We start from the raw sequence: 19,767 nt of genomic DNA, 5'->3' as shown, positions 1-19,767 counted from the left end.
CCCCGCCGGGGATCGGTCAGCCCCTGACCTGGCCCAGCCACTGCAGGGTGCGCCTGACCTCCGAGGGGAACGGGTGGGCCGGGCCGTGCAGCCGCTCGGAGTCGTGCAGCAGCCGGATCAGGGTCTCCTGGGCGGCGCCCCGGTCGCCGACGGCGAGCAGCAACTGGCCGATGCGGCGCCGCACTTCGAGGGCGAGCCTGAGGTCCGTGGTCGCGTACTGGTTCTCGTAGTACGGCAGCAGCGAGCGGTACTCGGCGAGCGCCGCGGCCGGTTCGCCGAGGGCCTCCAGGCACTGGGCCGCCTCGTAGCGGAACTGGAGCGACTGCGGGTCGGCGTGCCCGGCCTCCGCGGCCCGCTCGTCGGCGAGGCGGCGCAGTTCGGGCAGGGCGCGGCGGTACTGGCCGTCGTCCATGAGCGTCGCCGCGTACTGCTTGCGCAGGGTCCGTACGACGGGTGAGTGCTCGCCGTGCTGGGCGGCCGCGGCGGGCAGGATCGCGCCGAGGATGTCGACGGCCTGCGTGATACGGCCCTCGCCGAGCAGCCGCTTGACCTCGTCGACGGCGCGGGCCACGTCGGGGCGGTCCCCCTGGGTGCCCCGCACGTCGGAGCCCGCGGGCTGCGGCGCGGGGGTCACGGCACGGTCCGGCCACGGCGCGTGCGGGCGCAGGAACGGGCGGGTCGGGTCGAGCGGGCGACCGCTGGGCACCCCGCGCGGGGGCAGCAGCGGCAGCAGTTCCTCGTAGACCTGCTGGGCGGAGTCCGGGCGGTGCTGGGGGTCCTTGGCGAGCAGGCGGAGCACCAGGTTCTCCAGCGCTTCCGGTACTTCCGGGCGCAGTTGGCGCACCGGGAGCGGCGCCTCGTAGAGATGGCGGTGCAGGATGCCGAGGGCGGTGGTGCCCGCGAACGGCACGTCGCCGCTGAGGAGTTCGTGCAGCAGCACCCCGAGCGCGTACAGGTCGGTGTACGGGCCGACGGCGCCGCCCATCGCCTGCTCGGGCGCCATGTAGGCGGGCGTGCCGATGGGCGAGCCGGTGTGGGTGAGGCGGGTGGTGTCGGTGTCGAGGACGGAGGCGACGCCGAGGTCGAGGACGGTGACCGTGCCGTCCTTCTTCACCATCACGTTCCGCGGCTTGAGGTCGCGGTGCACGATCGGCACCGCGTGCACGGCCGACAGGACGGCGCACAGCTGGGCGGCGACGGAGACCGCCCACGGCCACGGGTACGGGTCGTGCTCGGCGAGATGGTCGGCGAGGTCGGAGCCGTCCACGTACTGCATGACCAGGTACAGGAACGAGCCGCCGGTGGCGGTGTCGGCCGCGCTTCCTTCACTGCCCGCGTCGTGCACGGTGACCAGGCCCGGATGGTCGACCTGGGCGGTGACGCGGCACTCGCGCAGGAAGCGGCGGCGCAGCTCCTCGGCCTCGGCGCCCGCGACCCGGTCGGGGCGGACCAGCTTCACCGCGACGCGGCGGTCCAGGCGCTGGTCGTACGCCGTCCAGACCTGGCCCATGCCGCCCTGGCCGATGAGCGAGGAGAGTTCGTAGCGCCCGGCGACGAGGTGTCCGCCGGTGGTGGGCAGTCCGGACGGGCTGGTCAAAGGGGTCACCGGCCGCCGTCCTGCTTGCGCAGGTAGTCACTCAGCTCGTCGAGCTCCGCGCGGACCTGGTCGATGCGGTGCGGGGGCTGGCCCTGCTGGTTCGGCTGCGGCGCGGGCATCGGTGCGGGCGGCTGAGCGGGCGGCGGCGTGGGCGCGAGGCCGCCGGTCTGGGTGGGCGTCGTGTGCGCGGGCGGCGGCGGGGCGGGCTGTGCGTAGGGCTGGGGCTGGGGGTGCTGCTGCGGGTAGCCGTACCCGGCGCCGACCGTCGGGGCCGTCGGCGGGTACAGGCCCAGCGGCGACGGCGTGGAGGCGCGCAGCCTGCGTATGTCGAAGACGACGTAGTGTGCGGCGCTCGCGGCGGCGATGATCAGGACCAGGGCGAGCGCGACGTCCGTGCGGTGGTCCGCCTCCGGGAGCGCGCCGACGACGGCGAACAGGCCGAGCGTCAGCGGCAGCGCGATCCAGGCGAGCACCCAGTCGACGGCCTTGCCGCGCAGCACCGCGATGCGGAAGAGCGGGACGCAGGACAGCAGACCGCAACTGAGCACGGACAGCACGGCGAACAGCACCCGCAGGGTGATGGCCGTGCCCTCGTTGCGCGAGGGAGGTGCCGCGCCGGGCCCGTACATGGTCGCTCCTGATCGCTCGTCGTGCCGCTACCTTCGAGCGTATAGGCCCACTCGGACAACCGGCCCCGGGTTGTACCGAACCGTTGCCGACCTGCACGGGCGGTGGCGCCCGCTCCGGTCGCGCGCCGCACTCAGCGCGGCGCGAGCGTGCCGTCCGTGAGGCCGTCGTGGAGACCCTGCACGAGCTGCTCACCGAGCCGGGCCGCGCTGCGCAGCGCGTCCTCGAAAGCGGCGAGCGCCCTGAACCGATCGCCGTATCCGGCCTGTTCGGGCAGCGGGAGGCGGGGCAGCTGCAGCCTGCGCACGTCGAGCCGGGTCGCCGTGGACGCGTAGCTGCTGGCCTGCCGGTTGTTGGCGGTGGAGCGCAGGAACCCGGCGAGGAACCAGGAGTCGAGCGCGGCCGGGTCGGGGCGCAGCAGGGCCAGGCCGCGGCCGAGGGCCGCGCCCGCGGTGGCCTCGTCGACGACGCGCGCGGTGGCGCCGCCGCCGACGACGGGCACGACGACGTCGCCGGCCGCCAGGAGGAACGGCTCGTCGTCGCCGGTGAACGTGCCGGAGGGCGCGGCGCCGGTGAGCACGTCGTGGTCGGTGAGGACGGGGACGGGCACGCGCGCGTGGTCGCCGGTCCGTGAGTCGGCCCCCGTGGTCGCGGCCGTGCGCATCAACAGGGCGCCCGCGCGCGCGAGTTCACCGATCGTGGTCAGCGGCCAGCGCGCGGGCTCGGCGGCGGGCGCGGCGGGCGCCGGGGCGAGCCGGGTGGTCAGCCGGAGGGTGTCGGCGAGGTTCTCGCGCACGGCGGTCAGCTCGGCGGCGCCGCCGCCGCCCGCGGCGGGCGGGGGCAGCCGGCGGGCGGGCGCGAGGTCGACCTCGTCGTCGAGGAGCTCGATGACCGGGACCGAACGGGCCACGCCCGGGCGCTCCTTGAGGGTCCCGGCCCGGTCGAAGGTGCGCCAGGCGTCGAGCACGGCATCCTGCACGGCGGCCCACGCCTGCTTCTCGCGCACGTCGCCGGGGGCGGCCAGCGACGTGGTGTCGACGAGCAGCAGCTCCGGTGCGGCGGGCGATCCGGTGGGCCTGCGCAGGATCCACAGGTGCAGCGGGATGTTGTTGGGCGGGACCGCGCCCGCGGGCAGCGCGACGACCGCGCGCAGGGCGCCGCGGCGCAGCAGGTCGGCGCGGATCCGGCGGCCCGAGCGGCGCGACGCGACGGTGGGCGGCATCAGCAGGACCGCGGTGCCGCCGTCCCTGAGCCGGGCCAGCGCGTGCTGCACCCAGGCCAGTTCGGACTCGGTGCGGGCCGGGAAGCCGTACTCCCAGCGCGGGTCGTAGGCCAGCTCGTCGTGGCCCCAGCCGCGCTCGTTGAACGGCGGGTGGGCGAGGACGACGTCGGCCTGTACGTCGCTGAGGGCGTCGCCGCGCAGGGTGTCGGCCGCTGCGGTGCGGATGACGGGGCCCTCGCCGTCGCGCGCGGGCCCGTCGAGCGCGAGCCGCAGGGCGGTCAGGGCGGCCAGTTCGGGGGCGGCGTCCTGGCCGTAGAGGCGTTGCTCGGAGCGGGCTCCGTCGGTGCGCACGGCGTGCAGCAGGGCGCCGGTGCCGCAGGCCGGGTCCAGGAAAGTGGCGGCGGGCCCGGCGAGGGCGGCCATCAGGGCGGCCGGCCCCGGCGGGGTCAGCGTGTACTGGCGCGGGTTCGCGTCGAGGTGGCGGCCGAGCAGGAACGCGAAGGCGCGGCGGGCGCCCAGCTCGGCGGCGAGGTCGGCGACGCCGCGCAGCAGCGGGACGGACGGCACCAGGGCGGCGGCCGTCGGGGTGGCGAGGGCGCGCTCGGCGGGCGGTCCGAAGCGCGGGGTGAGGACGCCTTCGAGCGCGGCGGACAGGCGCCCGGCGAGGCCGTCGTCGTCGGCCGACGCGCTCAGCACGAGCCACTCGGTGGGCCGGTCGTGCACGAGCAGCAGGACGCTTCCGGCGTGCAGCAGCGCGGTGACCGGGCCCGCGGGGTGCCCGGCGAGCTGCTGCCAGACGCGCTCGCGCAGCGGGACCTCGGCGAGCTTGCCCTGGGCGCGCAGCCATCCCTCGACCTCGGTGAGCGCGAAGGAGGGGCTGGTCTCGGTGCCGCCGACCGGCTTGGGGAAGTCGGCGTGCCGGCGCCGCCAGTTCGAGACGGCTGCGCGGCCGACCCCGGCGAGCCGGGCGATCCCGGCGGCCGTCACCTCTGTCGCGTTGTCCTGCACCGCATCGGCTCCCCTCGTGCGTGGCGCGCTCACACCTGGCGTGGTGTGTACGGGCGACCCTACCGACCTTCGCGTAAGAACCCCATTCACAAGTGTTCACCGAACAAGTTCTGTGAACGCGGTTGACTCGGTTCACAGATGATGGTGTTCTTGACCTAGCCAACCGCCGGATACACGGAAAGCCGGGGGGAGGTTGGCGTCTCTCATCACGGAGGAACAGTCATGTCTCAGACCCAGCCCCAGCAGCACCCCCAGTACCCGCCGTTCCAGCCGCCGCAGCAGTCGCCCCAGCAGGTCGCGCGGAACGGGCTGGGGACGGCGGCGCTGATCCTCGGTGTCATCGGCGCCCTGTCGGGACTGGTCCCGATCCTGTTCTGGCTGGCCGGCATCCTCGGTGTGATCGCGCTGGTCCTGGGTCTGACGGGCCGGGCCCGTGCCAAGCGCGGCGAGGCCACGAACAAGGGCGTGGCGCTGGCCGGTGCGCTGCTCGCGCTCGTCTCCCTGGGCCTGTCGGTCTTCGGCGCGTACACCACGTTCAAGGCGGTGGACGACGCGGTCGACGAGATCAACAAGTCGGTCTCGGACACGAAGGCCAAGGACACCAAGCCGTCCGGCGACGCGAAGGGCAAGGACGACAAGGGGACGTCGGACAGCGGCACGTCCGACAAGGGGGACAAGCCGGCCGCGGGCAAGGCGATGGCGGCGGGCGACTCCGTGGTCTACGACGACGATCTGACGGTGACGGTGTCGAACGCGGTGGCGTTCAGCCCGAGCGAGTACGCGGCGGGCCACAAGAACGGCAACCACTCCTACAAGGTCACCGTCACGGTCACGAACGACACGAAGAAGAAGTTCGACGCCTCGCTGCTGACGGCCGACGCCCGCGCCGGCAAGGACGGGGTCACCGCCGAGCAGATCTTCGACGACAAGGTGGGTTCGGGCTTCGACGGCTCGATCCTGCCCGGCAAGAAGGCCACGGTCGTCTACGGCTTCGACGCCCCGGCCGACGCCAAGAACCTGACGGTCGAGGTCACGCCGAGCTTCGAGTACGACGGCACGCAGTGGGACCTGAAGATCTGAGCGACCGGACCACCATCACCGCCCGAGGGGGGCGACCGGTGCGGCACGCGTCCACGACGCGTGCCGCACCGGCATGTTCACAGGAGTGTTCACGGGACGCGTTCACGGCACGTGTTCACGGGGCGTGTTCAAAGGGCGTGCCGCACCCACACGTTCGGCTCTACGTAGACGGCGTGGTCGCGGTCGGGCGCGCAGTGCACCGGGACCAGCGCGCCCGGCACCACGACGGGCCCCGCCGTGTCGAAGGGCAGCCCGGTCCAGGTCCGCCACTCGTCGAGCGACCCGGACACGGTCATGGAGGCGGGCGCCACCTTCTCGATCACACCGCCGGCCCGGACGTGCACCCGCAGCCACGGGTCGACGGGCAGCCCGTCCGACTCCCGCACCCGGTACGCGTACTCGCTCATCGGCGAAGCGGGCTCCTGCGGCTTGCCGCTGGGCCGCACCGGGGCGACGACCTCACGGAACCCGCGGGACTTCGCGTTCTCCCGCATCGCGGCGAGCATCCGCCCGGACAGGCCGCGGCCCAGCATCGTCGGCACGATCGTGATCTCGATGGCGCTGACGGTGTCGGGCTCGGTGCCCCGGCGCAGATCGGCGAAGGCCCACTGCATCACCCGGTCCCAGCCACGGTCGGGCAGCACCCCGTCGCGCCCCTGCGTGTGCAGGGCGAACGGCACGCTGAACCCCTTGGCGACCACGGCCCCTTCGGTGTCCGTGGCGACGAGCACGTACTCCGGCAGCTCGGTCGCGATCCGGCCGATGAACGACCAGCCGACCGGGTCGTGCTGCACGAACACCGGCCAGGTGTCCTCCATCGTCCACATCGCGTCGAACAGTCCGGGCCGCTCGGCGAGCGTGGTGATCCTCAGGTCCATGCGCTCATCGTGCATGGAACCGCGGCGGCGCCGCAGTCGGATTTCCGCCGGTGGGCAGCTTCTGGTCCGGGCAGGCGCCGAGCACCTTCTTCATCGCATCGCGCTCGGCGGCGGTCACCCACACCCCGTACTTCTTCTTCACCGCGACCTGCCCGGCGACGTACGTGCACCGGTACTTCTTGTTCGGCGGCAGCCAGGTGGCGGTGTCGCCGTCGCCCTTGCTGCGGTTGGGGGTGGCGCCCGAGGCGACCAGATTCAGCGGATCGTTGGCGAACGCGATGCGCTTGCCGGGCTCCCACTGGAAGGCGCCCTTCTGCCAGGCGTCGGAGAGCGCCACCAGGTGGTCGATGTCGACCTGGCTGCGGCCGCGGGCGTACGTGACGGTCTGCCCGCTGTACGGGTCGGGCCGGAGCGCGCCGGAGGCGACCTTGCACTTGCCGTCCGTGAAACGGACGCCGTCGAGGTCCCGCTTGAGGATGTCGTCGCGGGTGTCACAGCCGTTGGAGTCGGTGTCGGCCCAGGCGCTGCCGAACCGCTCCCGGGAGTAACCGGTCTTCGGGGCGCGGCCCTTGACGGTCAGTGTGTCGACGGCGGCGAGCGCGCTGCCCGCCTTGCCCTGCGGTTCGGGTCCGGCGTCGCCGCCGGTCCCCGCGGTCGTCGCCTCGCATCCGGTGACGGCGACGACGGCCACCACCGCGGCGGCCACGGCCCGTCCAACCCCTCGCAGCACAGCAGCCCCTCCCGTTTTGTTCGCTTTCGGCCCGCTGTCCGCCTACCGTACCTGACGCATGATCACACTTTCCCGATCCCGAGTGTCGTGCCGGACGACAGCAGCCCCGACCCGAGCACGGACCCCCACAACGGGCCGCGCAGCTCGGCAAGTTCGTCCTCCTCGTCGAGGAACCCGGTCATGGCCCGCCGCCCTTCCGCCGCCCTTCCGCTGCCGGTCCGTCAGGCGGAGCAGCCATGCCTCGTGACGCTCCTCGCCCAACGGGACGGCCGCCTCGGACCACGCGGACCGTCGGCCCGCCTTGCTACGACCCCAGGATCGACGCCAGGAACTCCCCGACCCAGGCCAGCAGCTGCCGGCCGACCAGCGGCTTGCCGCCCACCTTGGCGGTCTTCGGGCGCGGGACCAGGACCTGGTGCGTGGCCTCCTTGATGACCGTGCCGGGGTAGAGGCGCTTGAGGCGCAGCTCCTGCGACTCCCTCAACTCCACCGGCGCGAAGCGGATGTTGTTGCCCTGGAGCACGATCTCGCCCACCCCGCACGCCCGCGCGAGCATCCGCAGGCCCGCGACCAGCAGGAGGTTCTCGACCGGCTCGGGCAGCTTGCCGTAGCGGTCGGTGAGTTCCTCGCGGACCTGCTTGACGTCCTCCTCGGTGTTGGCGCTCGCGATGGCGCGGTACGCCTGGAGACGCAGGCGCTCGCCGGGGGCGTAGTCGTGCGGGACGTGCGCGTCGACCGGGAGCTCGATCTTGACCTCCAGGGGCGGCTCCTCCTCGACACCACCCTCCAAGGACGCCCGGTAGTCCGCGACCGCCTCGCCGACCATGCGCACGTACAGGTCGAAGCCGACGCCCGCGATGTGGCCCGACTGTTCGCCGCCGAGGAGGTTTCCGGCTCCGCGGATCTCCAGGTCCTTCATCGCCACGTACATGCCCGCGCCCATCTCCGTGTGCTGGGCGATGGTGGCGAGGCGCTCGTGCGCCGTCTCCGTCAGCGGCTTCTCCGGCGGGTAGAGGAAGTACGCGTAGCCGCGCTCCCTGCCACGGCCGACGCGGCCGCGCAGCTGGTGGAGCTGCGACAGACCGAAGTTGTCGCCGCGCTCGACGATGAGGGTGTTGGCGTTGGAGATGTCGATGCCGGACTCGACGATCGTCGTCGACACAAGCACGTCGAACTTCTTCTCCCAGAAGTCCACCACGACCTGTTCCAGGGCCTGTTCGGACATCTGGCCGTGGGCCGTCGCGATCCGCGCCTCGGGGACGATGTCGCGCAGCCGGGCCGCCGCGCGGTCGATCGACTCGACGCGGTTGTGAATGTAGAAGACCTGGCCCTCGCGCAGCAGCTCGCGGCGGATCGCGGCGCCGATCTGCTTCTCCTCGTACGGGCCGACGAAGGTGAGGACCGGGTGGCGCTCCTCGGGCGGGGTCGTGATCGTGGACATCTCGCGGATGCCCGTGACCGCCATTTCGAGCGTACGGGGGATGGGGGTCGCGGACATCGTGAGGACGTCGACGTTGGCGCGGAGCTTCTTCAGCTGCTCCTTGTGCTCGACGCCGAACCGCTGCTCCTCGTCGACGATGACCAGGCCCAGGTCCTTGAACTTGGTCTCGGAGGAGAACAGGCGGTGGGTACCGATGACGACGTCGACCGTGCCGTCCTTCAGGCCCTCCAGGACCGCCTTCGCCTCGGTGTCCGTCTGGAAGCGGCTCAACGCCTTCACGGTGACCGGGAATTGGGAGTAGCGCTCGGAGAAGGTGCCGAAGTGCTGCTGGACGAGGAGCGTGGTCGGGACGAGGACCGCGACCTGCTTGCCGTCCTGGACCGCCTTGAAGGCGGCGCGCACCGCAATCTCCGTTTTGCCGTAGCCGACGTCGCCGCAGATCAGGCGGTCCATCGGGACCGTCTTCTCCATGTCCTCCTTGACCTCGGAGATCGTGGTCAGCTGGTCCGGCGTCTCCGCGTACGGGAACGCGTCCTCCAGCTCCCGCTGCCACGGGGTGTCCGCGCCGAAGGCGTGTCCCGGCGCCGCCATGCGGGCCGAGTACAGCTTGATGAGGTCGGCCGCGATCTCCTTGACGGCCTTCTTGGCGCGCGCCTTCGTCTTCGTCCAGTCGGCGCCGCCGAGCCGGTGCAGGGTCGGGGCCTCGCCGCCGACGTACTTGGTGATCTGCTCCAGCTGGTCGGTGGGGATGTAGAGGCGGTCGCCGGGCTGGCCGCGCTTGGCGGGCGCGTACTCGACGACCAGGTACTCGCGGGTGGCGCCCTGCACGGTGCGCTGCACCATCTCGATGTAGCGGCCCACGCCGTGCTGCTCGTGGACGATGTAGTCGCCGGATTCGAGGGTGAGCGGGTCGATGGTCTTGCGGCGGCGCGCGGGCATCCGGGCGCCGTCCTTGCCGGCCGTCTTCTGCCCGGTCAGGTCGGTCTCGGTGAGCACCGCGACCTTCAGCCCGGGGTGCACGAAGCCGACTTCGAGCGATCCGCAGGCCACCTGCACGACGGACGGGGCCAGCTCGCCCAGGTCCTTCTCCAGGCGGGCGGCGATGCCCTCGCCGCCGAGCACCTCGACGGTGCGGGAGGCGGGGCCGTGCCCCTCGGTCACGTACACGGTGCGCCAGCCCTCGGCGAGCCAGCCCTTGGTGTCGGCCAGCGCCTTCGCGGTGTCGCCGCGGTAGGTCTCGGGGGCGTGCATGCCGAGCTGGAGGGTGTCCGCGCCACCCGTGTCCAGGCCCGAGGCGTCGGCGGCAAACGGCGACACCGACCACCACATCATGCCGAGCTCGCGGGCCCGGTCCCGGACGTCCGCGATGGACCACAGGGACGCGGCGCCCACGTCGATGGGGGCCTCGCCGCCGGTCGCGGAGGCGGCCCAGGACGCCTGGAGGAACTCCTGCGAGGTCGCCACCAGGTCGGAGGAGCGGGTGCGCACCCGCTCCGGGTCGCAGACGACCGCCATGGACCCGGCGGGCAGCACGTCGAGCAGCAGCTCCATGTCGTCGACGAGGACGGGCGCGAGGGACTCCATGCCCTCGACCGCGATGCCCTCGGCGATCTTGCCGAGCAGCTCGCCCAGCTCCGGGTGGAGCTCGGCGAGCTCGGCCGCTCTGGCGCGTACGTCGTCGGTCAGGAGCAGCTCCCGGCAGGGCGGCGCCCACAGCCCGTGCTCGGCGATCTCCAGGGAGCGCTGGTCGGCGACCTTGAAGTAGCGGATCTCCTCGACGTCGTCGCCCCAGAACTCGACGCGCAGCGGGTGTTCCTCGGTCGGCGGGAAGACGTCGAGGATGCCGCCGCGGACCGCGAACTCGCCGCGCTTCTCGACGAGTTCGACGCGGGCGTACGCGGCGGCGGCCAGCGCCTGCACGGTCTCGTTCAGGTCGGCCTGCTCGCCGGTGCGCAGGGCGACGGGCTCCAGGTCGCCGAGCCCCTTCACCTGCGGCTGGAGCACGGAACGGATCGGGGCGACGACCACCGACACCGGGCCGGTCTCGGGGTCGTCCATGCGCGGGTGGGACAGGCGGCGCAGCACGGCGAGGCGGCGGCCGACCGTGTCCGAGCGCGGCGAGAGGCGCTCGTGCGGGAGCGTCTCCCACGACGGGTACTCGACGACGCCGTCCGGCGGCAGCAGCGAGCGCAGGGCGGCGGCCAGGTCCTCGGCCTCGCGGCCGGTGGCGGTGACGGCCAGGACGGGCCGCTTCGACTCCCGGGCGAGGGCGGCCACCGCGAAGGGGCGGGACGCGGGCGGGCCCACGAGGTCGATGTGCATACGGTTGCCGTCACCGGCCGCCTTGATCGCTTCCGCGAGGGCGGCGTCCTTGACGACGGCGTCGAGCAGTCCGTACAGGCTCATGGGGATGATCCGTCCCGGGTCGGTGGGCAACGCAAAGGGCCCGACACGTCGAACGGGCCGGGGGTTCCAGGGTACGTCGCCGGGCGCCGCGCCACCTGCCGGTACGGACGAGGGGCGGCTAGTCGGTGGCGATCGCGTTCAGTACGTTCATCCGTCCCGCCCGGAACGCCGGGATCAGCGCCGCGAACAGGCCCACGAAGGCCGAGCCGATGAAGACCGAGAGGATCGTCGGCCACGGGATGTCGAGGACCGGCAGGCCCTCCAGGGCGAGCAGCTTCTGGGCCGTCGCGCCCCAGCCCATGCCCAGGCCGAGGCCCAGAAGGGCGCCGAAGAGGGCGATGACCACCGACTCCAGGCGGATCATGCGGCGCAGCTGGCGGCGCGAGAGGCCGATGGCGCGCATCAGGCCGATCTCCCGGGTCCGCTCCACCACCGACAGGGCCAGGGTGTTCACGACACCGAGCACCGCCACGATGATCGCCAGCGCGAGCAGGCCGTAGATCATGTTGAGGAGCTGGCCGATCTGGTCCTTCAGGGTCTGCTTGTAGTCGGTCTGGTCCTTGACCTTGACGGTCGGGTCGTCGGCGACGGACGACTTGAGCGCCTTGTACGCGGTGTCCGCGTGGGCGGAGTCGGCGGCCTTGGCGAAGACCATCGAGTCCAGCGGCAGCCGCTCGGCCGGGACGTTCCGCTCGGCGGTCGCGAGGCTGGTGTACATCGCGCCCTTGTCGAAGGTCGTGTCGTCGGAGGTGATCGCCGCGACCTTCAGCCTGACCGTCCGTCCGTGGTCGAAGGCGACGGTGAGAGAGTCACCGACCCGCACACCGTGCTTCTTCGCGTACGCGTCGCCGACGGACATCGCGTTCGTGCCGTACGCGTCCGAGAGCGTCCCGGAGGTCGTCTCGCGCCGCAGGTCCTGCATGTAGGACGCGTCGGTCGCGGACAGCTCCTCCTTCTCCTTCGAGCCGTCGGGGGCGGTCACCCGGGCCTGGACCCACTTGACCTCGGTGACGTGCGAGACGTCGCCGTCGGCCTTGACCTTCCTCAGGGCGTCGACGGACTGCGGGTTGATGCCGCCGTTGCTGGACTCGACGATGAAGTCCGCGCCGACCGACTTGTCGAGCTCGCTGGTGGCCGAGGCGACCATCGAGGAGCCGACGACGGAGAGGCAGGCGACCAGGGCGAGGCCGATCATCAGGGCCGCGCCGGTGGCGCCGGTGCGGCGCGGGTTGCGCAGCGCGTTGCGCTCGGCCATCCGCCCGACCGGGCCGAAGATCCGCAGCAGGACCGCGCTGATGATCCGTACGACACCGCCGGCGAGCAGCGGTCCGACGACCACGAACCCGATGAGGGTGGTGACGATGCCGGCGCCCAGCCACAGCGAGCCCTTGCTCGCCGTCGCGGCCTGGGTGGCCAGGTAGAGGGCGAAGCCGCCGCCGGCGGTGAGGACGGTGCCGATGATGCCGCGGACCACGCCCGCCTTGAGGTCGGCGGGGGTCCCGGCGTCGCGCAGGGCGGCCATCGGGGAGACCTTGCCGGCCCGGCGGGCCGGGAGCCAGGCGGCGAGGACGGTGACGACGACGCCGAGCAGCAGGCCGATCGCCGGGGTCGTCCACTTCACGGTGAGGTCGTCCGTGGACAGGTCCATGCCCGCGGCCGACATCAGCTTCATCAGGCCGACCGCGAGGCCGACGCCCGCGCCGACACCGAGGACGGAACCGACGACGCCGAGCAGCAGGGCCTCGACGAGGACGGACCGGTTGACCTGCTTGCGCGAGGAGCCGATGGCCCGCATCAGGCCGATCTCCCGGGTGCGCTGCGCGACCAGCATGGAGAACGTGTTGATGATCAGGAAGATGCCGACGAGGAACGCGATCCCGGCGAAGCCGAGCAGGGCGTACTTGATGACGTCCATGAAGGAGGAGACGTCGGCCGAATTGGCGTCGGCGGCCTCCTTCTGTGTCTGGAGCTTGTAGGTGCCCGCGCCGAGGGTGTCGGCGACGTTCCGCTTCACCTGCGCGTCGGTGTAACCGGCGTCGGCGGCGATGTTGATGTGCGTGAACTGCCCTGTCCTGCCGAGGAGTTCGCGCTGGGCGGTGGCGGTGTCGAAGTAGACGACGGCCGCGCCCGGGTTGGTGACCTTGAAGGAGGCGATGCCGACGATCTGCGCCTTCAGATCGCCGGTGACGGCGATGGTGCGCAGCTCGTCGCCCAGCTTCAGGTGGTGCTTCTTCGCGGTGTCGGCGTCGACCATCACCTGGGTGGGGCCGCGCGGCGCGTGCCCGGAGGTGATCTCCATGGAGCGCAGGTCGTTGCCGGTCCAGTTGCCCGCGATGGTGGGGGCGCCGTTCTCGGAGCCCATGTTCTTGTTGTCGGCGTTCACGACGGTCACGTTCATCGAACTGACCGCGCCCTCGGCCGACTTGACGCCCTCGGCCTTCTTCACCGTGTCGACGGCGGAGGCGGGCAGCGACTCGGGGCGGCCCGTCGAACTGCCGTCCGTGGAGGTGTCCTTGGGGCTGACGGTGACGTCCGACGACGTCGCCGTGAAGAGCTTGTCGAAGGTCTTGTCCATCGTGTCGGTGAACACGAGGGTGCCGCAGACGAAGGCGACCGAGAGCAGGACGGCTATGGCGGACAGCGCCATGCGGCCCTTGTGCGCGAAGAAGTTGCGCAGGGAGGTCTTCATGACCGTGTTGGCACTCATGACGTACGGCCCCGGGAGTCGAAGTCCTTCATGCGGTCCAGGACGGCGTCGGCGGTCGGCCGGAGCATCTCGTCGACGATGCGGCCGTCGGCCAGGTACAGGACGCGGTCCGCGTAGGAGGCGGCGACCGGATCGTGGGTGACCATGACGATGGTCTGGCCGAGCTCGTCGACGGAGCGGCGCAGGAAGCCGAGGACCTCGGCGCCGGCCCGCGAGTCCAGGTTTCCGGTCGGCTCGTCGCCGAAGATGATCTCGGGGCGGGCGGCGAGGGCCCGGGCCACGGCGACGCGCTGCTGCTGGCCGCCGGAGAGCTGGGTGGGGCGGTGCTTGAGCCGCCCGGCGAGGCCGACGGTCTCCACGACCCGGTCCAGCCACTGGCGGTCGGCCTTGCGGCCCGCGATGTCCATGGGGAGCGTGATGTTCTCCAGGGCGTTCAGCGTCGGCAGCAGGTTGAACGCCTGGAAGATGAAGCCGATCCGGTCCCGGCGCAGCTGCGTGAGCTTCTTGTCCTTGAGGCCGGTGATCTCGGTCTCGTCCAGGTGGATCTGCCCGGAGGTGACCGTGTCGAGCCCGGCGAGGCAGTGCATCAGGGTCGACTTGCCGGAGCCGGACGGGCCCATGATCGCGGTGAACTGCCCGCGGGCGATGTCCACGTCGACGTGGTCGAGGGCGACGACCCGGGTCTCCCCCGACCCGTACGCCTTGACGACCTGCCGCGCCCGCGCGGCGACGGCCGTTCGCCCACCCGCCACCCGGCCGCCGCCCCCCGATGAGCCGCTACGCGGCGCAGATTCCTCATGGCCCCCGTGCCCGGAAATGCTGACAGCCGTTGTCACGGTTTTTCTCCTATGTCGGTCACCTGAGCGCGGAGGTCCGCGCCGTGTGAGTTCAGTCTGGGTTCACGGGGTGGCCCGGCGCGCTGGTGAAAGTCACCGTCTTTTCCGGGGGGAAAACCCCACCTCTCGAAGGTAGGAGACCCCCCGCGCCGACTCCTCCTCCAGCGGGACGAACCGTCCCCTGTCCGATCTACGGAGCAACCCCTAAGGGGTGTCCACCCCTCGGTGGAGCTCTACTCAGGGTCGTCTCCACCCGCATAAGCTCCTGACGGAGATACGTGCAGGGGGAATGAATGCAGGAGAAGACCAGGGGCGCGGTCGTGGCCGCGCTGATGCTGTCGATGGCGCTGGCCGCGCTCGACTCCACCATCGTCTCCACCGCGGTGCCGCAGATCGTCGGTGACCTCGGTGGCTTCTCGGTGTTCTCCTGGCTGTTCTCCGGCTATCTGCTCGCGGTGACGGTCACGCTGCCCGTGTACGGGAAGCTGTCGGACACGTGGGGCCGCAAGCCCGTCCTGATCGCGGGCAGCGTGCTGTTCCTGGTCGGCTCGCTGCTGTGCGCGGGGGCCTGGAACATGGGCGCGCTGATCGCGTTCCGGGTGATCCAGGGCCTGGGCGGCGGCGCGATCCAGGGCACGGTGCAGACGCTGGCCGCCGATCTGTACCCGCTGGAACAACGCCCCAAGATCCAGGCCAAGTTGTCGACCGTGTGGGCCACCTCGTCGGTGCTCGGCCCGGCACTCGGCGGCCTGCTCGCCTCGTACGCGGGCTGGCGCTGGATCTTCCTGATCAACTTGCCGATCGGCGTGATCGCGCTCTTCCTCGTCGTACGGCACCTGCACGAGCCGGCCCGCGGGCGCGGCCCGCGCCCGCGGATCGACTGGGCGGGCGCGCTCGCCGTGTTCGCGGCGGGCGGGGTGCTGCTGACCTGGCTGGTGCAGGGCGGGGTGGCGTGGGCCTGGGGCTCGGCGACGTCGATCGCCGTGCTCTGTACGGGCGTCGCGCTGATCGGCGCGGTGTTCCTGATCGAGCGGCGGGCGGAAAGGAAGGCGAGCGAAGCGACTTCGTCAGAAGGGCGGTGGCGGGAGACGGGCGGGCCGATTCTGCCCGGGTGGGTGTGGCGGCGGCGCACCATCGCCGCGGTCAATCTGGGGCTCGGCGCGATGGGCCTGCTGATGGTCGCGCCGACCACCTTCCTGCCCACGTACGCGCAGTCGGTGCTCGGCCTGTCCCCCACCGCCGCCGGGTTCGTGCTCTCCGTGATGACCCTGAGCTGGCCGATCGCCGCGGCGCTCAGCCAGCACGTCTACCGCAGGATCGGCTTCCGCGACACCGCCCTGATCGGCATGACGGCGGCGCTCGCCCTGCTGATCGCCTTCCCGCTGCTGCCGTTCCCCGGCGCGGTCTGGCAGCCCACGCTGCTGAGCCTGCTGCTCGGCGCGGCGCTCGGCCTGTTCCAGCTGCCGCTCATCATCGGCGTGCAGTCCTCGGTGACCTGGGCGGAGCGCGGCACCGCCACCGCCTCGATCCTCTTCTACCGGCAGATCGGGCAGACGGTCGGCGCGGCCGTCTTCGGCGCGGTCGCCAACGGGGTGATCTCCGGGCGGCTCGGCGCGGGCACCGATCTCGACTCGGTGACCCGGCACACCGCCGCGGAGCCGGTGCGCCGGGCGATCGACGCGGCCGTCGACTCGGTGTACATCGGTGCGGCGTGCGCGGCGGCGGTGGCCCTCGCGGTGCTCGTCGCGCTCGCGCCGCGCCGCTTCCCGGTCCTGGAGGCGGCGTCGGCCCCGCCGCAGCCGGCACCCGTACCGGAGAACCAGCCGCAGGCCGACTGACCGCCCCGCGGGCGACGGCCCGCGACCGCCCCGGGCCGGGTGAACTCCCCGCCGCCGGCGGGCAAACGCTTTCCGCCCGGCTGAACTCGCGCTCTCGCGGAGCGTCACGGACCGGAACCGGCCACACCGGCGCCGACCCGGCCACCCGCTTCGCCCAAACCCTCGCCCAACTCCACTACCTACGAGTAACGTTCCGGCTCCCCACTCCCCACACCCTCCCTGCGGTCCGCACGTCCCCGGCGGGCCCGAGCCACGCAAGGAGTCCGGGATGCCGCACCCGCACCCACCGCACCACCCGCCCGCACACCGCCTCCCCCGCCACCCGGATCTGCCGCGGCCGGCCGGCCCCACCGGCGAGTTGCTGCTGCTGCGCACCGCCTACCGCTGGCAGCGGCGCGTCGCCACCCTCACCGCGCTCGGCTACTTCACGCTCTTCCTGCTCCTGTCGGCGTTCGCCCCCGGCCTGATGAACCGCTCCGTGACCGGCGGCCTCTCCTCGGGCCTGCTCATCGGGCTGCTCCAACTCCCGGTCACTTGCCTGGCGTTGGTCCTGTACGAGCACACGGCCCGGCGGCGCGTCGACCCGCTCGCCCACCGGCTGCGCCGGGGCGGCGGTCGCCGATGAGCGCGCTGATGGACACCTCGGCCGAGTCCATGTCGCTGGTCGCCTTCACGGCGGTCGCCACGGCCACCCTGCTGCTGTGCATCGTCACCAGCCCCGACCGCGACGACCTGGAGGAGTTCTACACGGGCTTCGGCCGTCTCACGCCGATGCGCAACGGCCTGGCGATCGCGGGCGACTACATCTCCGCCGCGACCGTCCTCGCCACCACCGGCATCATCGCGCTGCTCGGCTACGACGGTGTGGTCCTGGCCCTGTCCACGGCGCTCTCCCTGATGCTGCTGATGTTCCTGCTGGCCGAACCGCTGCGCAACGCGGGCCTGTACACGATGGGCGACGTCCTCGCGCGCCGGATGCCGGGGCGGGGCGTGCGCATGGCGGCCTGCGCGGTGACGCTCGCCGCGCTGCTCCCGCTGATGCTGGTGCAGCTCTCGGGCGCGGGCGACCTGCTGGCGTTCCTGCTCGGCTTCAGCAACGAGACGTTCAAGACGGCGTGCGTCATCGGCATCGGCGGCCTGATGATCAGCTACGCGGCGATCGGCGGCATGAAGGGCACCGCCGTCATCCAGATCTTCAAGATGGTGATGCTGCTCGGCTCCGGCTTCGTGGTCGCCGCGCTGATCCTGCACCGCTTCGACTGGGACCCGGGCGCCCTGCTCGCGGCGGCGGCCCGGGGCAGCGGCGCGGGCCGCGCCTATCTCACCTCGGGGCTGGAGTTCAGCGGCAGCAGCTTCCCCCGCCTGGACATGATCAGTTCGGAGCTGACGGTGGTACTCGGCGGCGCCGCGCTCCCGCACGTCACGATGCGGATGTACACGGCGCGCAACGCCCGCGAGGTGCGCCGCTCGATGTCCTGGGCGGTGTCCGCGGTCGGCCTGTTCGTGCTGATCATGTCGGTGATCGGGTTCGGGGCCGCCGCCCTCGTCGGCCACGACGCGCTCACGGCGGCCAGCGCCCAGGGCAACACGGCGTACCTGTTCGGCGCCAGGGCCGCCTTCGGCCGGACGGTGTCGACGGCCGGGTCGCTGCTGTTCACCGCGGTCGCCACGGCGATCTTCCTGACGCTGCTCGCGTCGGTCGCGGGCATGATCCTGGCCTGCGCCAACTCGCTGGCCCACGACGTGTTCGCGTACCGCAGACAGCAGTTGAGCCGGCGCAAGGAGCTGACGGTGGCCCGGGTCTCGGCGCTCTGCGTCGGCGGTCCCGCCATCGTGCTGGCCACCCTCTTCCAGCACCGCAACGTGCAGCCGCTGACCACGCTCTCCTTCTGCCTGGGCGCCTCCGCCCTGGCACCCGCCCTGGTGTACAGCCTGTTCTGGCGGCGGTACACGAGGGCGGGCCTGCTGTGGACGCTGATCGGCGGGACCGTGGCCTGCCTGGTCCTGATGACGGGCACGAACCTGGTCTCGGGCTCGCCGACGGCGGCCTTCCCCGGCCGGGACTTCAACTGGTTCCCGTTCACCACCACCGGCCTCGTCTCGATCCCGCTGGGCTTCCTCTTCGGCTGGCTGGGCTCACGGCTCACACCGCCCCGCAGGGCGGCGGAGCAGCAGCGTCAGTACGAGGCCGTGGAGGCGTGGATCCTGGCGGGCGCTCCGGTGCCGGTCACGACCGGTAACGGAAGAGGATCCGGGCCCGGGTCAGGTCGTAGGGGCTGATCTCCACCAGGACCCGGTCGTAGGGAAGGATCTTGATGTGGTGCTTGCGCATCTTCCCGCTGATGTGCGCGAGCACCGTGTACCCGGCGCGGACCTCCACCCGGAAGGTGGCCCCGCGCAGGCACTCCACGACGGTGCCCTCCTGCTCGATGCCCTTGGACGCCTTCATCGCAGCACCAACTCCAGGTTGGCGTCGGAGCGTTGAGCACCGATGCCGTCGAAAAGGGCGAGCGCCGCGGCGTTGTCCCCGTGCACCTCGGCGGACGCGGCGCGCACCCCGGAGCGGTACAGATCGGCGAGGACCCGCGCGAGCAGGGCCCGCCCGATCCCCTGCCGCCGCGCGCTCTCCCGCACGGCGAGCAGCCCGATCCGCGGCCTGCGCGTCACCGGGGCGAGCCGCAGCATCCCCACGTAGGCGCCGTCGCGGACCGCGACCGCGTACTTCGCGGGGTCGACGACGGTGACGCCCGGCGGCAGCGGGAGCACCTCGGCCGGCATCGTCCACCAGCCGGGGCCGGCCTCGACCTCGGCCCGGACGACCCGGTCGAGCGCGCGCAGCGGTTCCTCCTCGGCGCCGCCGACGCCGATCAGGCTCACCCCGTCCGGCAGCGGCACGTCGGTGTCGGGCGCCGCGGTCGGCACGGAGTACACCCACTCACGGCGGTGCACGGCGAACCCGGCCCGCTGCCAGCGGGTGAGCTGCTCGGTGTCGTCCTCGTCCACGACCGCGTACAGGGGTTTGGGCAGGGCGGCGGGGACGGCCCGCACCAGCCGCTCGAAGGCCGCCGCGCTCCACGCGTCGACGCTGACGAACGTCCGCCCGTCGGGCCTGCGGGCCACGTCGCCGTGCCCGGTCACGCAGCCGCCCTCCAGGGCCTGCCACTGATCTTCTTCGACACGCTCGACGAGAACCGGCGCCTGCGCTGTCGCGCCGCCGGTCCAAAACTTCTCTTCTTCTACAGGACTCATGGTGTCCGCCCTTCGGAAGTGCCTCGACTGTCCGGCACTCCCGGCGACACCTGCGTCAGCCGCCCGACCGTGAAGGACAGGGGGAGCACCCATGGATCACAGCGTTCACGGGTCTCACCTCCTCGGGTCGTCTTCACGATCTGCGCAG

The 19,767-nt window shown here is 72.2% G+C and carries 14 protein-coding genes; 4 read left to right on the top strand and 10 right to left on the bottom strand.

Annotated elements, in window-relative coordinates; translation table 11 throughout:
* Window positions 1–16: 16 nt before the first annotated feature.
* The 3 genes from J3486_RS35695 to J3486_RS35685 form a co-directional block, all read right to left on the bottom strand.
* A complete protein-coding gene (locus tag J3486_RS35695; protein WP_207828036.1) occupies window positions 17–1,597 on the bottom strand; it encodes a serine/threonine-protein kinase in 1,581 nt (526 codons plus the stop codon).
* Between the two features lie 5 nt (window positions 1,598–1,602).
* Window positions 1,603–2,226 (bottom strand): hypothetical protein, encoded by a 624-nt coding sequence (locus J3486_RS35690; protein ID WP_207827951.1) that lies wholly within the window; start codon window positions 2,224–2,226, stop codon window positions 1,603–1,605.
* A gap of 131 nt (window positions 2,227–2,357) precedes the next feature.
* Window positions 2,358–4,454, bottom strand: a complete 2,097-nt coding sequence (locus J3486_RS35685) for an N-6 DNA methylase (protein ID WP_207827950.1) — start codon at window positions 4,452–4,454, stop codon at window positions 2,358–2,360.
* Window positions 4,455–4,676: 222 nt separating this feature from the next.
* On the opposite strand from J3486_RS35685, the gene J3486_RS35680 reads away from it, so the two are divergent.
* Window positions 4,677–5,534 (top strand): DUF4190 domain-containing protein, encoded by an 858-nt coding sequence (locus J3486_RS35680; protein WP_207827949.1) that lies wholly within the window; start codon window positions 4,677–4,679, stop codon window positions 5,532–5,534.
* Window positions 5,535–5,662: 128 nt separating this feature from the next.
* Here the strand turns inward: J3486_RS35680 and J3486_RS35675 are convergent, their stop codons facing one another.
* From J3486_RS35675 to J3486_RS35655, 5 genes are all read right to left on the bottom strand, one after another.
* Window positions 5,663–6,412, bottom strand: coding sequence for an N-acetyltransferase (locus J3486_RS35675; protein ID WP_207827948.1), 750 nt, complete (start codon window positions 6,410–6,412; stop codon window positions 5,663–5,665).
* 4 nt (window positions 6,413–6,416) lie between these two features.
* Complete coding sequence (locus J3486_RS35670) at window positions 6,417–7,139, bottom strand: HNH endonuclease family protein (protein ID WP_229379153.1); 723 nt, start codon at window positions 7,137–7,139, stop codon at window positions 6,417–6,419.
* A gap of 307 nt (window positions 7,140–7,446) precedes the next feature.
* Window positions 7,447–10,989 carry a transcription-repair coupling factor gene (mfd, locus tag J3486_RS35665; protein WP_207827946.1) on the bottom strand — a complete coding sequence of 1,181 codons (3,543 nt, stop codon included), beginning with the start codon at window positions 10,987–10,989 and terminating at the stop codon, window positions 7,447–7,449.
* Window positions 10,990–11,107: 118 nt separating this feature from the next.
* On the bottom strand, window positions 11,108–13,696 hold the full coding sequence (locus tag J3486_RS35660; RefSeq protein WP_207827945.1) for an ABC transporter permease: 2,589 nt from the start codon (window positions 13,694–13,696) through the stop codon (window positions 11,108–11,110).
* Window positions 13,693–14,532, bottom strand: a complete 840-nt coding sequence (locus J3486_RS35655; protein WP_374194810.1) for an ABC transporter ATP-binding protein — start codon at window positions 14,530–14,532, stop codon at window positions 13,693–13,695. The genes J3486_RS35660 and J3486_RS35655 overlap by 4 nt, the downstream gene beginning before the upstream one ends.
* A 293-nt stretch (window positions 14,533–14,825) precedes the next feature.
* On the opposite strand from J3486_RS35655, the gene J3486_RS35650 reads away from it, so the two are divergent.
* The 3 genes from J3486_RS35650 to J3486_RS35640 all read left to right on the top strand — a co-directional run bounded on the left by J3486_RS35650 (window position 14,826) and on the right by J3486_RS35640 (window position 18,650).
* A complete protein-coding gene (locus tag J3486_RS35650) occupies window positions 14,826–16,370 on the top strand; it encodes an MFS transporter (RefSeq protein ID WP_207827943.1) in 1,545 nt (514 codons plus the stop codon).
* A 268-nt stretch (window positions 16,371–16,638) separates the two neighbouring features.
* Entirely contained in the window at window positions 16,639–16,995 is a 357-nt protein-coding gene (locus J3486_RS35645; RefSeq protein ID WP_207827942.1) for a DUF485 domain-containing protein, read from the top strand.
* Window positions 16,992–18,650, top strand: coding sequence for a cation acetate symporter (locus J3486_RS35640; RefSeq protein WP_207827941.1), 1,659 nt, complete (start codon window positions 16,992–16,994; stop codon window positions 18,648–18,650). The genes J3486_RS35645 and J3486_RS35640 overlap by 4 nt, the downstream gene beginning before the upstream one ends.
* Here J3486_RS35640 and infA read toward each other — a convergent pair.
* Both infA and J3486_RS35630 read right to left on the bottom strand, forming a co-directional pair.
* Window positions 18,598–18,819, bottom strand: coding sequence for a translation initiation factor IF-1 (infA, locus tag J3486_RS35635; RefSeq protein ID WP_207827940.1), 222 nt, complete (start codon window positions 18,817–18,819; stop codon window positions 18,598–18,600). The two genes, J3486_RS35640 and infA, sit on opposite strands and share 53 nt — an antisense overlap.
* Entirely contained in the window at window positions 18,816–19,619 is an 804-nt protein-coding gene (locus tag J3486_RS35630; RefSeq protein WP_207827939.1) for a GNAT family N-acetyltransferase, read from the bottom strand. Before J3486_RS35630 ends, infA begins: the two co-directional genes overlap by 4 nt.
* Between the last annotated feature and the right edge of the window lie 148 nt (window positions 19,620–19,767).

Origin of the sequence: Streptomyces sp. VRA16 Mangrove soil, assembly GCF_017377775.1 — a bacterium.
GTDB lineage: Bacteria > Actinomycetota > Actinomycetes > Streptomycetales > Streptomycetaceae > Streptomyces.
Note: the sequence above shows the minus strand (reverse complement) of the source record. Positions and strands in the feature narration are given on the sequence as shown.

What these genes read in the sequence shown, in the direction of transcription:
- J3486_RS35690 (WP_207827951.1), bottom strand. Translation starts at nt 2,226, where the DNA reads ATGTACGGGCCCGGCGCGGCACCTCCCTCGCGCAACGAGGGCACGGCC.
- J3486_RS35680 (WP_207827949.1), top strand. Translation starts at nt 4,677, where the DNA reads ATGTCTCAGACCCAGCCCCAGCAGCACCCCCAGTACCCGCCGTTCCAG.
- J3486_RS35675 (WP_207827948.1), bottom strand. Translation starts at nt 6,412, where the DNA reads ATGGACCTGAGGATCACCACGCTCGCCGAGCGGCCCGGACTGTTCGAC.
- mfd (WP_207827946.1), bottom strand. Translation starts at nt 10,989, where the DNA reads ATGAGCCTGTACGGACTGCTCGACGCCGTCGTCAAGGACGCCGCCCTC.
- J3486_RS35660 (WP_207827945.1), bottom strand. Translation starts at nt 13,696, where the DNA reads ATGAGTGCCAACACGGTCATGAAGACCTCCCTGCGCAACTTCTTCGCG.
- J3486_RS35650 (WP_207827943.1), top strand. Translation starts at nt 14,826, where the DNA reads ATGCAGGAGAAGACCAGGGGCGCGGTCGTGGCCGCGCTGATGCTGTCG.
- J3486_RS35645 (WP_207827942.1), top strand. Translation starts at nt 16,639, where the DNA reads ATGCCGCACCCGCACCCACCGCACCACCCGCCCGCACACCGCCTCCCC.
- J3486_RS35640 (WP_207827941.1), top strand. Translation starts at nt 16,992, where the DNA reads ATGAGCGCGCTGATGGACACCTCGGCCGAGTCCATGTCGCTGGTCGCC.
- infA (WP_207827940.1), bottom strand. Translation starts at nt 18,819, where the DNA reads ATGAAGGCGTCCAAGGGCATCGAGCAGGAGGGCACCGTCGTGGAGTGC.
- J3486_RS35630 (WP_207827939.1), bottom strand. Translation starts at nt 19,619, where the DNA reads ATGAGTCCTGTAGAAGAAGAGAAGTTTTGGACCGGCGGCGCGACAGCG.